General features: G+C 51.4%; 9 protein-coding genes, 2 tRNA genes and 3 rRNA genes. 4 read left to right on the forward strand and 10 right to left on the reverse strand.

The window, feature by feature from the left end:
• Positions 1 to 10: 10 nt before the first annotated feature.
• The 7 genes from AQS70_RS08630 to AQS70_RS08660 all read right to left on the reverse strand — a co-directional run bounded on the left by AQS70_RS08630 (position 11) and on the right by AQS70_RS08660 (position 7,108).
• Positions 11 to 751 (reverse strand): pantothenate kinase, encoded by a 741-nt coding sequence (locus tag AQS70_RS08630; protein ID WP_055102401.1) that lies wholly within the window; start codon positions 749 to 751, stop codon positions 11 to 13.
• The gene (gene birA / locus AQS70_RS08635) at positions 741 to 1,691 is read right to left on the reverse strand and encodes a bifunctional biotin--[acetyl-CoA-carboxylase] ligase/biotin operon repressor BirA (protein ID WP_055102402.1); all 951 of its coding nucleotides are present in this window, start codon (positions 1,689 to 1,691) and stop codon (positions 741 to 743) included. The genes AQS70_RS08630 and birA overlap by 11 nt, the downstream gene beginning before the upstream one ends.
• Positions 1,692 to 1,868: 177 nt before the next feature.
• A 5S ribosomal RNA gene (rrf, locus tag AQS70_RS08640) occupies positions 1,869 to 1,984 on the reverse strand.
• A 152-nt stretch (positions 1,985 to 2,136) separates the two neighbouring features.
• Positions 2,137 to 5,030, reverse strand: a 23S ribosomal RNA gene (locus AQS70_RS08645).
• A gap of 236 nt (positions 5,031 to 5,266) precedes the next feature.
• Positions 5,267 to 5,342: transfer RNA gene (locus AQS70_RS08650), tRNA-Ala, on the reverse strand.
• A 30-nt stretch (positions 5,343 to 5,372) separates the two neighbouring features.
• Positions 5,373 to 5,449, reverse strand: a tRNA-Ile gene (locus AQS70_RS08655).
• A 122-nt stretch (positions 5,450 to 5,571) separates the two neighbouring features.
• A 16S ribosomal RNA gene (locus tag AQS70_RS08660) occupies positions 5,572 to 7,108 on the reverse strand.
• Together the 16S, 23S and 5S rRNA genes with 2 tRNA genes alongside form the textbook arrangement of a ribosomal RNA operon.
• 601 nt (positions 7,109 to 7,709) lie before the next feature.
• Here AQS70_RS08660 and rhtA point away from each other — a divergent pair.
• Complete coding sequence (rhtA, locus tag AQS70_RS08665) at positions 7,710 to 8,597, forward strand: threonine/homoserine exporter RhtA (RefSeq protein ID WP_055102403.1); 888 nt, start codon at positions 7,710 to 7,712, stop codon at positions 8,595 to 8,597.
• 162 nt (positions 8,598 to 8,759) lie between these two features.
• Entirely contained in the window at positions 8,760 to 9,041 is a 282-nt protein-coding gene (locus AQS70_RS08670) for a hypothetical protein (RefSeq protein ID WP_055102404.1), read from the forward strand.
• Between the two features lie 62 nt (positions 9,042 to 9,103).
• Here the strand turns inward: AQS70_RS08670 and AQS70_RS08675 are convergent, their stop codons facing one another.
• A complete protein-coding gene (locus tag AQS70_RS08675) occupies positions 9,104 to 10,915 on the reverse strand; it encodes an aminopeptidase P family protein (protein WP_055102405.1) in 1,812 nt (603 codons plus the stop codon).
• A 55-nt stretch (positions 10,916 to 10,970) separates the two neighbouring features.
• A complete protein-coding gene (locus AQS70_RS08680) occupies positions 10,971 to 12,140 on the reverse strand; it encodes a cysteine desulfurase family protein (RefSeq protein WP_055102406.1) in 1,170 nt (389 codons plus the stop codon).
• 333 nt (positions 12,141 to 12,473) lie between these two features.
• Here AQS70_RS08680 and AQS70_RS08685 point away from each other — a divergent pair, with 333 nt between their 5' ends.
• Both AQS70_RS08685 and AQS70_RS08690 read left to right on the forward strand, forming a co-directional pair.
• A complete protein-coding gene (locus AQS70_RS08685; RefSeq protein WP_055102407.1) occupies positions 12,474 to 13,583 on the forward strand; it encodes a sigma-54 interaction domain-containing protein in 1,110 nt (369 codons plus the stop codon).
• Between the two features lie 175 nt (positions 13,584 to 13,758).
• Complete coding sequence (locus tag AQS70_RS08690; RefSeq protein ID WP_055102408.1) at positions 13,759 to 14,544, forward strand: TSUP family transporter; 786 nt, start codon at positions 13,759 to 13,761, stop codon at positions 14,542 to 14,544.
• On the opposite strand, the gene nudC is transcribed toward AQS70_RS08690, so the two are convergent.
• Positions 14,512 to 15,342 (reverse strand): NAD(+) diphosphatase, encoded by an 831-nt coding sequence (gene nudC, locus AQS70_RS08695; RefSeq protein WP_055102409.1) that lies wholly within the window; start codon positions 15,340 to 15,342, stop codon positions 14,512 to 14,514. The genes AQS70_RS08690 and nudC overlap by 33 nt on opposite strands.
• Positions 15,343 to 15,365 lie beyond the last annotated feature (23 nt).

Genomic DNA, 15,365 nt, shown 5'->3' on the forward strand with positions numbered 1-15,365 from the left:
AAATACCTCTCTAAACGGGGCAAGCTGCAGCCAATCCTATGAATACAAGATCCTTCACAAGACGACCGTCAGGCACAGCACAAGCTACTAGGTCAGCATCTCCTCCAGTGAGAAACACCTCGTAATCTTCCCCCCAATAATCACCGGCCAACTCCAGCTGACTCAGTACAAAACCTCGCAACATCATCAAACATCCGCGCTCAACAGCCTCAACGGTTGTACGACCAGGAGTATTACGCTGTAGCGCCTGCTCAGCAGAAAGGGTGTCATACCTGATACGCCGAGTATGTGTACGCAATTGATTGCGCATTAGCGGCAAACCAGGGCATATAAATCCACCTAGATGCTGACCATCCCGAGCTACAAAATCAGCCGTGACTGCCGTCCCCAAATCAAGTACAAGGCACGCTCGCCGAGAAAGCTCATATGCACCGACTAAAGCTAGCCAGCGATCAAGCCCAAGCCGCTCAAAATGCTCATAGCCATTTGTTACACCAGCCATAACCTTGGCTGGTGAAGCACATTTGACCGCTACCGAGAACCGAGACGATACAACGGTAATCAAACTCGCAGTTTCTTCATCGCTGCGCACGCTAACCAAGCGGCAACTTGTGATATGCAGAAGCGGACTAGCCAGAAGAGCAGCTACCAGTTCCTGACCCGAGTCTACAACCCCGCCGCCGACTACTTTCAGGCCATCAAGTACTCGCCACTTGATAAAACTATTACCGCAGTCCATCTCAAGAATCATGGCGCAACCTCAAACTCAGCTCGCCACCATTGAAGATTTTTTCTTGACCGGCCACGTTGAGACGCAATCCACCCTGCCTATCAACGCCTATTACTATCCCGTCAACAGTATGTGTACCCGCGATCAACGTAACCTCACGACCTTGCCATAAATGATTCGACTCCCACTCGGCCTGAATAGCAGCGAACCCCTCAGCCTCGTGCCGAATAAGATAGCTCTGCAGCTTCCGCCCTAACTCGATGATAAGTTCATTACGACTTACAGTGCGGCCTGTTTCCAAGCGTACTGATGTCCATGCCTGGTCGACATTACTAGCGGCTATCATATTAACGTTAATTCCGATGCCGATAACGACGTGACAGACGTCAGCAGGATCACCCACTAACTCCAGTAAAATGCCGGCAACTTTACTGTTTGCTACCAATACATCATTGGGCCATTTCAACCCCGCATCATTAATACCAAATTCATGAAGTGAACTCATAACCGCTAAACCGACAATTAAGCTGAGCCCTTCAAGCTGACGCATGCCCCCGTCAACTCTAAGAACTAGGCTGTAGTAGATATTCTCTGCAAATGGACTAATCCAATGTCGCCCTCTGCGCCCACGCCCTGCACTTTGCTGTTCCGCAAGAATCAAAAAAGGCGCTAGCATTTCCTCACTGGCAACTACGCGCAGTGCTTCAGCATTCGTTGAATCTAAGGATTCATAAATGAATGCAGGATAGGGACTATCGACAAGCAGCTCTTGCTCTAGAAGCTCAAGTGGTGATGCCAATTGATAGCCACGCCCACGAACTTTGTAGATAGAGAGCTTGAGATCGGACTCCAAGCGTTGCAGTTGCTTCCAGACAGCACTACGGCTAATACCGAGCGCAGCACCCAGTGCTTGCCCAGAATGAAAGCGACCATCTTTAAGGAGTTTCAACAACGTCAGCATGCAAGTTCCGCCTCACAATCAGGCACGCATAATAACGACGAGATAAGCCATTGCATAGAAACCTGCGTACCCGGTGCTCGCCCAACTGACAAAATAGCATCGCTGAGCGAAGAAGTTTTTTCGAGCACACAAACAAAACCCCTGTTTGCGTGAGCAAACAGGGGTTCTGGAATTTAATCTTGACGATGACCTACTCTCACATGGGGAAACCCCACACTACCATCGGCGATGCATCGTTTCACTACTGAGTTCGGGATGGGATCAGGTGGTTCCAATGCTCTATGGTCGTCAAGAAATTCGGTAGCCAGCGCGTTGACCTAGTGGTTAACGTTCCAGCGAATGGGTATGTAATAGAGTCGGTGTTTTGTGAGTCGCAAACTTTCGGTTTGTATCGTCTTCACACACCGCAATCTGGTCTATTCGACTCAAATTGCTTGGGTGTTATATGGTCAAGCCTCACGGGCAATTAGTATTGGTTAGCTCAACGCCTCACAGCGCTTACACACCCAACCTATCAACGTCGTAGTCTTCGACGGCCCTTTAGGGAACTCAAGGTTCCAGTGAGATCTCATCTTGAGGCAAGTTTCCCGCTTAGATGCTTTCAGCGGTTATCTTTCCCGAACATAGCTACCCGGCAATGCCACTGGCGTGACAACCGGAACACCAGAGGTTCGTCCACTCCGGTCCTCTCGTACTAGGAGCAGCCCCTCTCAAATCTCAAACGTCCACGGCAGATAGGGACCGAACTGTCTCACGACGTTCTAAACCCAGCTCGCGTACCACTTTAAATGGCGAACAGCCATACCCTTGGGACCGGCTTCAGCCCCAGGATGTGATGAGCCGACATCGAGGTGCCAAACACCGCCGTCGATATGAACTCTTGGGCGGTATCAGCCTGTTATCCCCGGAGTACCTTTTATCCGTTGAGCGATGGCCCTTCCATACAGAACCACCGGATCACTAAGACCTACTTTCGTACCTGCTCGACGTGTCTGTCTCGCAGTCAAGCGCGCTTTTGCCTTTATACTCTACGACCGATTTCCGACCGGTCTGAGCGCACCTTCGTACTCCTCCGTTACTCTTTAGGAGGAGACCGCCCCAGTCAAACTACCCACCATACACTGTCCTCGATCCGGATAACGGACCTGAGTTAGAACCTCAAAGTTGCCAGGGTGGTATTTCAAGGTTGGCTCCACGCAGACTGGCGTCCACGCTTCAAAGCCTCCCACCTATCCTACACAAGCAAATTCAAAGTCCAGTGCAAAGCTATAGTAAAGGTTCACGGGGTCTTTCCGTCTAGCCGCGGATACACTGCATCTTCACAGCGATTTCAATTTCACTGAGTCTCGGGTGGAGACAGCGCCGCCATCGTTACGCCATTCGTGCAGGTCGGAACTTACCCGACAAGGAATTTCGCTACCTTAGGACCGTTATAGTTACGGCCGCCGTTTACCGGGGCTTCGATCAAGAGCTTCGCGTTAGCTAACCCCATCAATTAACCTTCCGGCACCGGGCAGGCGTCACACCCTATACGTCCACTTTCGTGTTTGCAGAGTGCTGTGTTTTTAATAAACAGTCGCAGCGGCCTGGTATCTTCGACCGGCGTGGGCTTACGCAGTAAATGCTTCACCCTCACCGGCGCACCTTCTCCCGAAGTTACGGTGCCATTTTGCCTAGTTCCTTCACCCGAGTTCTCTCAAGCGCCTTGGTATTCTCTACCCAACCACCTGTGTCGGTTTGGGGTACGGTTCCTGGTTACCTGAAGCTTAGAAGCTTTTCTTGGAAGCATGGCATCAACCACTTCGTTGTCTAAAAGACAACTCGTCATCAGCTCTCGGCCTTAAAATCCCGGATTTACCTAAGATTTCAGCCTACCACCTTAAACTTGGACAACCAACGCCAAGCTGGCCTAGCCTTCTCCGTCCCTCCATCGCAATAACCAGAAGTACAGGAATATTAACCTGTTTTCCATCGACTACGCTTTTCAGCCTCGCCTTAGGGACCGACTAACCCTGCGTCGATTAACGTTGCGCAGGAAACCTTGGTCTTTCGGCGTGGGTGTTTTTCACACCCATTGTCGTTACTCATGTCAGCATTCGCACTTCTGATACCTCCAGCAAGCTTCTCAACTCACCTTCACAGGCTTACAGAACGCTCCTCTACCGCATCATCATAAGATGATACCCGTAGCTTCGGTGTATGGTTTGAGCCCCGTTAAATCTTCCGCGCAGGCCGACTCGACTAGTGAGCTATTACGCTTTCTTTAAAGGGTGGCTGCTTCTAAGCCAACCTCCTAGCTGTCTAAGCCTTCCCACATCGTTTCCCACTTAACCATAACTTTGGGACCTTAGCTGACGGTCTGGGTTGTTTCCCTTTTCACGACGGACGTTAGCACCCGCCGTGTGTCTCCCATGCTCGGCACTTGTAGGTATTCGGAGTTTGCATCGGTTTGGTAAGTCGGGATGACCCCCTAGCCGAAACAGTGCTCTACCCCCTACAGTGATACATGAGGCGCTACCTAAATAGCTTTCGAGGAGAACCAGCTATCTCCGAGCTTGATTAGCCTTTCACTCCGATCCACAGGTCATCCGCTAACTTTTCAACGGTAGTCGGTTCGGTCCTCCAGTTAGTGTTACCCAACCTTCAACCTGCCCATGGATAGATCGCCCGGTTTCGGGTCTATTCCCAGCGACTAGACGCCCTATTAAGACTCGCTTTCGCTACGCCTCCCCTATTCGGTTAAGCTTGCCACTGAAAATAAGTCGCTGACCCATTATACAAAAGGTACGCAGTCACCCAACAAAGTGGGCTCCCACTGCTTGTACGCATACGGTTTCAGGATCTATTTCACTCCCCTCTCCGGGGTTCTTTTCGCCTTTCCCTCACGGTACTAGTTCACTATCGGTCAGTCAGTAGTATTTAGCCTTGGAGGATGGTCCCCCCATATTCAGACAAAGTTTCTCGTGCTCCGTCCTACTCGATTTCACTGCAAAGATGTTTTCGCGTACAGGGCTATCACCCACTATGGCCGCACTTTCCAGAGCGTTCCGCTAACATCAATACAGCTTAAGGGCTGGTCCCCGTTCGCTCGCCACTACTAAGGGAATCTCGGTTGATTTCTTTTCCTCAGGGTACTTAGATGTTTCAGTTCCCCTGGTTCGCTTCTTAAGCCTATGTATTCAGCTTAAGATACCTAACTTAGGTTAGGTGGGTTCCCCCATTCAGACATCTCCGGATCAAAGTCTGTTTGCCGACTCCCCGAAGCTTTTCGCAGGCTACCACGTCTTTCATCGCCTCTGACTGCCAAGGCATCCACCGTATGCGCTTCTTCACTTGACCATATAACCCCAAGCAATCTGGTTATACTATGAAGACAACATTCGCCGAAAATTTGCTATTTGATTCACAAATTTTACCTTAGCCTGAATAAACACCAGTGAAAGTGCTATTCAGTCTATCTTTCTATCACATACCCAAATTTTTAAAGAACGATCTAATCAAAAGATCAGAAATCAACATTCACCATCATTTGATGGAATGCTCATTTCTAAGCTTTACGATACAGAAGCAGTTTATGGTGGAGCCAAACGGGATCGAACCGTTGACCTCCTGCGTGCAAGGCAGGCGCTCTCCCAGCTGAGCTATGGCCCCATATTTCTACAGGTACTATCCACACAAAATTGGTGGGTCTGGGCAGATTCGAACTGCCGACCTCACCCTTATCAGGGGTGCGCTCTAACCAACTGAGCTACAGACCCAATTTCGAGCTTGCAACTGTTAGCGTGAGCTATCAGCTTGTAGCTTAAAGCTGCTTCTATCGTCTTCTTCAATGAATCAAGCAATTCGTGTGGGAACTTATGGAGCAGCTGATGTCGTCGATTAAGGAGGTGATCCAGCCGCAGGTTCCCCTACGGCTACCTTGTTACGACTTCACCCCAGTCATGAATCACACCGTGGTAACCGTCCTCCCGAAGGTTAGACTAGCTACTTCTGGTGCAACCCACTCCCATGGTGTGACGGGCGGTGTGTACAAGGCCCGGGAACGTATTCACCGTGACATTCTGATTCACGATTACTAGCGATTCCGACTTCACGCAGTCGAGTTGCAGACTGCGATCCGGACTACGATCGGTTTTATGGGATTAGCTCCACCTCGCGGCTTGGCAACCCTTTGTACCGACCATTGTAGCACGTGTGTAGCCCAGGCCGTAAGGGCCATGATGACTTGACGTCATCCCCACCTTCCTCCGGTTTGTCACCGGCAGTCTCCTTAGAGTGCCCACCATTACGTGCTGGTAACTAAGGACAAGGGTTGCGCTCGTTACGGGACTTAACCCAACATCTCACGACACGAGCTGACGACAGCCATGCAGCACCTGTCTCAATGTTCCCGAAGGCACCAATCTATCTCTAGAAAGTTCATTGGATGTCAAGGCCTGGTAAGGTTCTTCGCGTTGCTTCGAATTAAACCACATGCTCCACCGCTTGTGCGGGCCCCCGTCAATTCATTTGAGTTTTAACCTTGCGGCCGTACTCCCCAGGCGGTCAACTTAATGCGTTAGCTGCGCCACTAAGAGTTCAAGACTCCCAACGGCTAGTTGACATCGTTTACGGCGTGGACTACCAGGGTATCTAATCCTGTTTGCTCCCCACGCTTTCGCACCTCAGTGTCAGTATCAGTCCAGGTAGTCGCCTTCGCCACTGGTGTTCCTTCCTATATCTACGCATTTCACCGCTACACAGGAAATTCCACTACCCTCTACCATACTCTAGCTTGCCAGTTTTGGATGCAGTTCCCAGGTTGAGCCCGGGGATTTCACATTCAACTTAACAAACCACCTACGCGCGCTTTACGCCCAGTAATTCCGATTAACGCTTGCACCCTCTGTATTACCGCGGCTGCTGGCACAGAGTTAGCCGGTGCTTATTCTGTCGGTAACGTCAAAGTACTAACGTATTAGGTTAATACCCTTCCTCCCAACTTAAAGTGCTTTACAATCCGAAGACCTTCTTCACACACGCGGCATGGCTGGATCAGGCTTTCGCCCATTGTCCAATATTCCCCACTGCTGCCTCCCGTAGGAGTCTGGACCGTGTCTCAGTTCCAGTGTGACTGATCATCCTCTCAGACCAGTTACGGATCGTAGCCTTGGTGAGCCATTACCTCACCAACTAGCTAATCCGACCTAGGCTCATCTGATAGCGCAAGGCCCGAAGGTCCCCTGCTTTCTCCCGTAGGACGTATGCGGTATTAGCGTCCGTTTCCGAACGTTATCCCCCACTATCAGGCAGATTCCTAGGTATTACTCACCCGTCCGCCGCTCTCAAGAGAAGCAAGCTTCTCTCTACCGCTCGACTTGCATGTGTTAGGCCTGCCGCCAGCGTTCAATCTGAGCCATGATCAAACTCTTCAGTTCAAACATCTTTGGGTTTTTAAGAAACCCTAAACTTGGCTCAGCAATCGTTGGTTACATCTTTGATTTCTCGCGGAGTAACTTGTGATGCTGATAATCTTTTTGACTATCAGTCTGACTCCACAAGCACCCACACGAATTGCTTGATTCAGTTGTTAAAGAGCGGTTGGTTAAGCTTTCGCTCAACCGAGGCGCGCATTCTACAGCAGCCTCTGTTACTGTCAAGCGGTTATTTAAGAAGTTTTCAAAGTTTCATTTGGAAATCTTTAACAACTTCAACCACTTGCGCTTTCGATCTCTCGTTAGCGGGAGGCGAATTCTACAGCGTTACACGCTGCTGTCAACACCTCATTTCCTGCTTCGATGATTTGAAGCTAGCACCGTCAAAACACATCCAACTCATTGATATTCAAGGAGTTTTCCGTTTCGGACTGCGCCGGAAGTGGTGCGAATTATAGGCCGCTAGAAATTAGAGTCAAGTCTTAATTCATAGCATCTATAAATAAGAAGAATCCGCACCAAACTGCGCACTATATTGCACATAGCGCATCTCTTAAGCATGATGCCTGACCTCATAACACTTATCGCCTAGGCAAACTTCGCAATGACAAAGTCCCCCCATAGCCTCGCAAAGACGCTATTACCTGTAGGCTTACTTCTTATAGCCATGGCCTCAATTCAATCAGGGGCTTCCCTCGCAAAAAGCATGTTCCCTGTGGTGGGCGCTCAAGGCACAACAACCATGCGCCTGATATTTGCCAGCATCATCATGCTACTGATACTGCGCCCCTGGAGAGCCAAGCTTACGGCGAAATCCCTTAAGACCGTCATTGTCTACGGAATAGCGCTAGGAGGCATGAACCTCCTCTTCTATATGTCACTGCGTAGCGTACCGCTGGGGATTGCTGTCGCGCTTGAATTCACAGGTCCGTTAGCCGTTGCTATTTACTCTTCACGCAAAGCTATCGACTTTGTCTGGATCGGTTTGGCAATTACAGGCCTTTTACTTCTCATCCCACTAGGCGAGAGTGCCCAAGGCATCGACCTTGTCGGCGCATGCTACGCATTGGGTGCAGGCGTGTGCTGGGCGCTTTATATCCTCTTTGGACAAAAAGCCGGCGCAGACAATGGCGTTCAGACAGCGGCTCTTGGCGTAATAATTGCCGCACTATTTATAGCCCCTGTTGGTATTGTCCATGCTGGCAGTGCATTGTTGAACCCAGCTTTGATTCCTATTGCTATTGGTGTCGCGATCTTGTCAACCGCTCTCCCCTACACGCTAGAGATGATTGCTCTAACACGCATGCCCACCCGAACATTTGGAACCCTTATGAGCATTGAGCCTGCGTTTGGAGCACTTTCAGGGTTGCTATTCCTACATGAAGTTCTATCCGTCACACAGTGGATAGCTATTCTCTGCATCATTATGGCTTCTGTGGGCGCGACTCTCACAATGCGGGGTCATTCAAGCCCTGTTACCACAGACAAGTAGACCTCCTTTTGACACAGTTCTGGTAATTGACTCTCAATTAGGAGATGTTTACGCCCTGAAAACGACACGGGCTGATTTCGGACATAGAAGCTCATCACAGCCATCAAATGATCAATCAATACCCGCACCGCGCAAATCTGACGTAAATGCTCAAGGACAGGAATGAAACGATTTTTGGTAGTTTTAGCTGTGCTCATGATAACTGGATGCGCTGCGACCTCCGAAACCGCCGTCAAACGAGGTAAACGTGGCTTACATATCAACTGCTCAGGCTTATCATCGTCTTGGGAAAAGTGCTACGCCGAGGCCGTTAAGTCTTGCGGGAAAAAAGGGTACCGCGTTGTCGCTAAATCGGGAGATGGCACCGAAGAGCCTGGAGACTATCCTTTTGGTTTAAACCCTGCCGGCTACACCAGCCGCAGCATGATCGTTATCTGCAAGTAACACCCAAACCTCTGTCACGTAGCCGTTTTAGCCGATTACGTGACAGATTGTCGTCGAGCAATTTAAGAAATCGCCTCAGTTCGAGTCTCCAACCATTCCAATGCAGCCCCTTTGAGCAACGGGCTCAAACGATCACGTACCTGTGCGTGATAAGCATCAAGCCACTCCAATTCTTCATGCGTTAGCAGCGAAGGCTCTAGGCAACGCGTATCAATCGGACAAAGCGTCAGGGTTTCAAATTTCAGAAACGCTCCAAACTCCGAAACTCCGGCCTCACGATTCAACACGAGGTTTTCGATTCGCACTCCCCAGCGACCTGGACGATAGGTCCCCGGCTCAATTGAAGTAATCATCCCAGGCAGCATCGCTGTTTGAGGAGCCGCCTTGGCTTGATAAGCAATAACCTGCGGCCCTTCATGCACATTTAAGAAATAGCCTACGCCATGCCCTGTGCCATGACCGTAATCAACGTTATCGGCCCAAATAGGCGCTCGCGCGATTGAGTCCAATAAAGGCGACAAAATCCCCTTAGGAAACTGAGCCTTGGACAACGCAATCACACCTTTGAGTACCCGCGTACAGTCGTGCTTTTGTTCTCGACTAGGGGTGCCAACAGGAATCATGCGCGTAATATCAGTCGTACCGCCCAAGTACTGGCCGCCAGAATCAATAAGCAGCAAACCGTCACCCTCAATCACGGCATGTTCTTGCTCGGTCGCATGATAATGGGGCATTGCGCCATTGGCGTTGAAGGCAGCGATGGTATTAAAGCTTAGCGATACAAAGCCCGGACGCCTTGCTCGCGCAGCACTCAACCGCTCATCAATAGTCAGCTCCGTGATGCGTTCATGCCCCAGAGCTTTTTCAAACCAGGCAAAAAACTCGCACAGCGCAGCACCATCCTGCTCCATGGCTTGGCGGATATGAAACGCATCATCAAGGCTCTTTTGAGATTTCGCGATCGTAGTCGGATTCAACCCCTCAACGAACGCGACCTCACTGTTGACGTTGCTGAGCAAACCACACGTGACTCGTGCCGGATCAATCAAAAGACGAGTTGTCACTGGCAATGCTGCCAGCGCCGCGTTGATCTCGGCGTAATCACGTAACGTGACGCCATCACGCTGGAGACGACCTTGCAATTCAACATCCACTTTATTCAAGTCAAGAAACAAGGTCGCCCGTTCAGACTCAATCAATGCGAACGAAACAAAGACCGGATTAAAAGAGACATCAGAGCCACGCAAGTTGAATAGCCAAGCAATGTCATCCAGCGTTGCGATGAAATGTGCATCGGCGTTACGTGCATGAAGTGTTTCGCGTAACAGGTTTAGCTTGTCTACACGACTTACCGTCGCCTGAGGCGGCAAATGCTCGTAAATCGACTGATTCGGGAGTTCGGGACGATCAGTCCATACCAAGTTCAATACATCTATATCGGTGCGCAACTTTGCGCCCCGATCGTTGAGCTGGCCCTCCAGAGTTCGCGCTGAGGCCAGGGCAAAGACCGCGCCATCAACAGAAACTGTCGCACCTGCAGGAGCTTGTTCAGCTAACCACTCCAAAGGACCTGGTTGGCCGGGTTGCAATTTGACCAATTCGATTGTGCTATCGGCAAGCTCTTTACTTGCTTGCTCCCAGTAACGGCTGTCAGCCCATAATCCGGCAAAGGTCGGGGTCACGATCAGCGTGCCCACCGAACCCTGAAAGCCCGATAGCCATTGGCGCCCCTGCCAGTAGACAGGTAAGTACTCGGAGAGGTGTGGATCGGCGGACGGAACCAACAGCGCATAGATGCCATTCTGTTCCATCACGGCGCGAGTAAGCGCCAAACGCTGCACCACAGATTCCTGATTCAACGACTGAATACTCATCCTCTCTCCTGCTGGCCTCGATTAGTGTTCTTCTCGACGGATAATGGAGCAGTCATCAAGACTGGGCAACCGCCCAAAAAGGCGCAGGGGCTTCCACTGCCGCCTTGATAGCATCTGCCGCATTATCAATATCTTGCTCACGTGTAAAACGCCCAAGGCTCAAACGGATAGTTTTAGCGGCCCTCTCGGCGTCATGGCCGATGCCAAGCAGTACATGTGACGGCGCCTTGCTAGCCGAGTTACACGCGGAGGTTGCTGAATACGCCAGCACAGCACTTAGTGCCGAACTATTAAAATGCCCCTGGCTGAATGTCAGGCTCAACGTATGAGGGATTCGTTTGGTTGGAGATCCATTGCACTGGAGTCCGCTTATCCCTACCAACTGCTTGAGCAAACGCTGACCCAACCTCTGGATATGTGCCAACTCCGAGCCAAACGACTCGTGAGCAAGCGCAAAAGCCGCTCCCATACCAGCGATCTGATGCGTGGCCAAGGTACCAGAACGCAACCCGGACTCATGACCTCCGCCGTGAATCTGCGCCTGTAAACGATCATGCGCCCGCGGCCCAACATACAAAGCGCCAATACCTTTAGGTCCGTAAATTTTGTGCCCCGAAAAGGACATTAAATCTACCGCCCACGCTTCAAGATCGATTGCGACCTTGCCTGCGCCTTGTGCTGCATCAACATGAAACAAAGCGCCATGTTCGCGTACAAGCCGCCCAATTTCGGGAATATCGTTCACCGTTCCCAACTCATTGTTGACCAGCATCAGCGATACCAGCTGCGTGTCATTACGCAGAGCCGCACTAACTTTCTCAGCACTCACCAACCCATCGTGGTCTGGAGCCAAGTACGTCACATCGAAACCTGACTCTTCTAAAAATAACGCCGTATCCAATACCGCTTTATGCTCAATTTGACTGGTAATAATGTGCCCGCGCGATTCCCGATTGGTTTGGGCAACGCCCTTCAACGCCAAGTTATTTGACTCGGTAGCACCTGAAGTCCAAATAATCTGCTCGGGCTTGGCATTGACCAACTGCGCAACCTGCTCACGAGCGAGCTCTACGGAAAGCCGGGCTTGCTGCCCGAAAAAGTGCGAACCCGACGCCGGATTACCAAAATTACCTTCAAAGCCTAAACAATCGACCATCACCTGAATGACACGATCGTCCACAGGCGTGGTGGCGGCGTAATCGAAATAAAGAGGTCGTTTGTTCATTGTGCACATCCACAGAGCGCGTTCCGGAATCAAGCAATGCCTGATAGCAGAAAAGTTAAACCACGTTACAAGCGCGGCGATTAGAAATACTCGATTGAACAAGCCAATAAAAGAGGCAGGGCTGAGAAAGGATGTAGGACCATTCCCAAATCCAGAAAACCGTCTGCCCATGGCCTTATGAAGCGCCAAAAGCAGAGTCTTGTACAGGTCTTATATGCCATAAGGATATATAAATATGGAATTACGTTAGTTTACGGAATAACAAAATGCTTTTATAACGTCATCTTCGGCTTTCCTTTTGTGGGCAGAGCCCCCGATAAAAGGAGCTGTCCATTGCAGCTATTAACGTTACCGTCCACTCCTGCACTCGCGACTTCTATAAGGGCAACAGCCCAAGTATTTGAAGACCCAGTGTCCAGGGCATTATTAGCGCACCTACGGCAAATAGCGCCCAGTGACGCCAGCGTATTAATCATTGGCGAAACAGGCACAGGCAAAGAGCTGGTGGCTCGGCACGTTCACCAACTCAGCCATCGCCATAAACAACCCTTTGTCGCTGTCAACTGCGGAGCGTTTGCCGAATCACTGGTTGAAGCAGAATTGTTTGGTCATGAGAAAGGCGCATTTACGGGCGCATTGGCGGCTAAAGCAGGCTGGTTTGAAGAAGCCGATGGCGGCACGCTGTTTCTAGATGAAATCGGCGATTTACCGCTAGCCATTCAAGTGAAATTACTGCGCGTTTTGCAAGAACAGGAAGTCGTAAGGCTCGGCTCGCGCAAAAGCACACCGATTAATGTTCGAGTGCTGGCAGCCACCAATGTGAACCTCGAGCAAGCCATTGAGGCGGGACACTTCCGAGAAGATCTCTATTACCGACTCAATGTGGTCAGCCTAGAACTGCATCCATTACGCGAACGTCCAGGAGATATCTTGCCGCTGGCCAGACACTTCTTGCACACCTACAGACAGCGCTTGCAGCACGGACCGACAACTTTAAGCCCATGCGCTGAAGAGGCTCTGACGCAACATCTTTGGCAAGGCAACATTCGTGAACTCGAAAACGTCATGCACCACAGTCTGTTGCTATGCCGCAACCAGACCATAACCGTGCAAGATCTGCGCTTGTCATCCTCGCGTGTGAGGCGCCATGAGGCCCCCACGCCTTCACATACACAATCGCAAGACGGCGCACTGGACCTGCTGCAACGGGCGTTTCGAAAACTCTTCGAAGAAGAACCCGGCGCTTTGCATGAAACAGTTGAAGACACCCTGCTGCGTGCGGCTTACGAGTTTTGCCATCACAACCAGGTACACACGGCCAAACTCTTGGGCTTAAGTCGCAACGTGACACGCACACGCCTTATAAAACTAGGCGCGCTTTCAGTGAATACGCGCCGATCTGACACAACAACGTCCTCGCCCTACTTGCAACAATCCCTCTGAGAAAAGCAGCAGCGGCCTTATGACGGCTGCTGCTGAGTCCGACTTAACAGCTAGCGCGCTGAGTAGAGGGGCTGTCACCCCTGCAACACTTTGTCGCAGCTACGCACCGTTATGGGTAAGATGGCGACCTTCACGAGCGCATCGCGCACACGTCCCGCCGAATTAAGTCGACCTCATGCCTTTTGATCTCAGCCTCAGCGTAGATTTGACCACCTTGGCCATTCTGGCCGCCGTTGCATTTATCGCAGGTTTTATTGATGCGATCGCCGGAGGCGGGGGTTTGCTCACTACCCCTGCTCTGCTGACAGCAGGCTTGCCGCCGCATTTGGTGTTAGGCACCAACAAGTTGAGTTCGACCTTCGGCTCGGCCACTGCCAGCTTTACTTTTTATCGCCGCAAGTTATTCCACCCCCGCGAGTGGAAGTTAGCTATTTTTGGCACCTTGGCAGGCGCCCTAATTGGCGCTATCGCCGCCCATTACATGCCCGCAGAATGGCTCAACAAGATGCTGCCGGTGATTGTCTTCGCTTGCGGTCTGTACTTGTTGTTCGGTGGTACACCCAAAACCCCTATCGACAACGACGCACCGATCAAAAAGAAATGGCAACTGCCCCAAGGTTTTAGCCTCGGCTTCTATGATGGCGTTGCTGGCCCGGGAACAGGTGCGTTCTGGACCGTCAGCAGCATGCTGCTGTACCCCATCGACTTGGTAAAGGCCAGCGGTGTGGCTCGCAGCATGAACTTCGTCAGTAACATCGCGGCACTGTCGATCTTTATCTTTTCAGGGCACGTGGACTGGATCATCGGTCTGACCATGGGTTTTGCCGTCATGGTCGGAGCCTTCTTTGGCGCCCGCAGCGCAATCAGCGGCGGGGCCAAATTCATTCGCCCGGTGTTTATCACCGTGGTCTTAGGACTGACCGTGCGCCTAGCTTGGCAACACTGGTTCGGCATGGCCTAAACGCCTCGCCACGTAAAGGTCGATGAGATATCGCGCAATCGAGCGCGACGCGGGTAGCGGCGGCAAGTGGTGAATGTTGAACCACTGCGCATCCTCAATCTCATCGGCCTGGGGGACGATCTGTCCCCCAGCATACTGCGCATGAAAACCCAACATCATCGAGTGCGGGAACGGCCAGCACTGGCTGCCCACATACTCAATGTTCTTGACCTCAACCTGCACCTCTTCGCGCACTTCGCGAATCAAACAGTCCTCAGCAGACTCTCCGGGTTCGGCAAAGCCAGCCAATGTGCTGTAAACACCCGTCACAAAACGTGGCGAACGGGCTAGCAGGATTTCATCACCGTGGGTAATCAACACAATCATGCTTGGTGAAATACGCGGATAGCTGCGCAAGTCGCAAGTGGCGCAGTACATGGCGCGCTCCCTTGGCACTTGCGTCATAGCCTGGCCGCAACTGCCACAAAACCGATGCTCACGGGCCCAAGTGCCGATTTGCGCGGCGTAACCCAGCACTTTGTAGAGCGTGTGATCGCCTTGCAACATGAACGAACGCAGCCCTTGCCAATGACAACCTTCAACGTCGGCAGCCGCCCCAAGCTCGAGCAGATACACCGGCTCCCCGTCCAAGTGGCCAATACCATGCTCAGCCATGACCGCAAGCGGCTGACGTTTGAGCCATTCACGTGGAAACAACGGGCCATTGTCATCGAGCAAAAAACCTTCGGGGCCGCGCACTACGGCTAGGCCGCCAGCAAGGTCAGTGTCCAGTACTGCCGTAATCCAACGCGAAATCATCACAACATCCCAAGTCAAGTTGA

The sequence above is a fragment of the Pseudomonas endophytica genome (genome assembly GCF_001411475.1).
Taxonomy (GTDB): Bacteria; Pseudomonadota; Gammaproteobacteria; order Pseudomonadales; family Pseudomonadaceae; genus Aquipseudomonas; species Aquipseudomonas endophytica.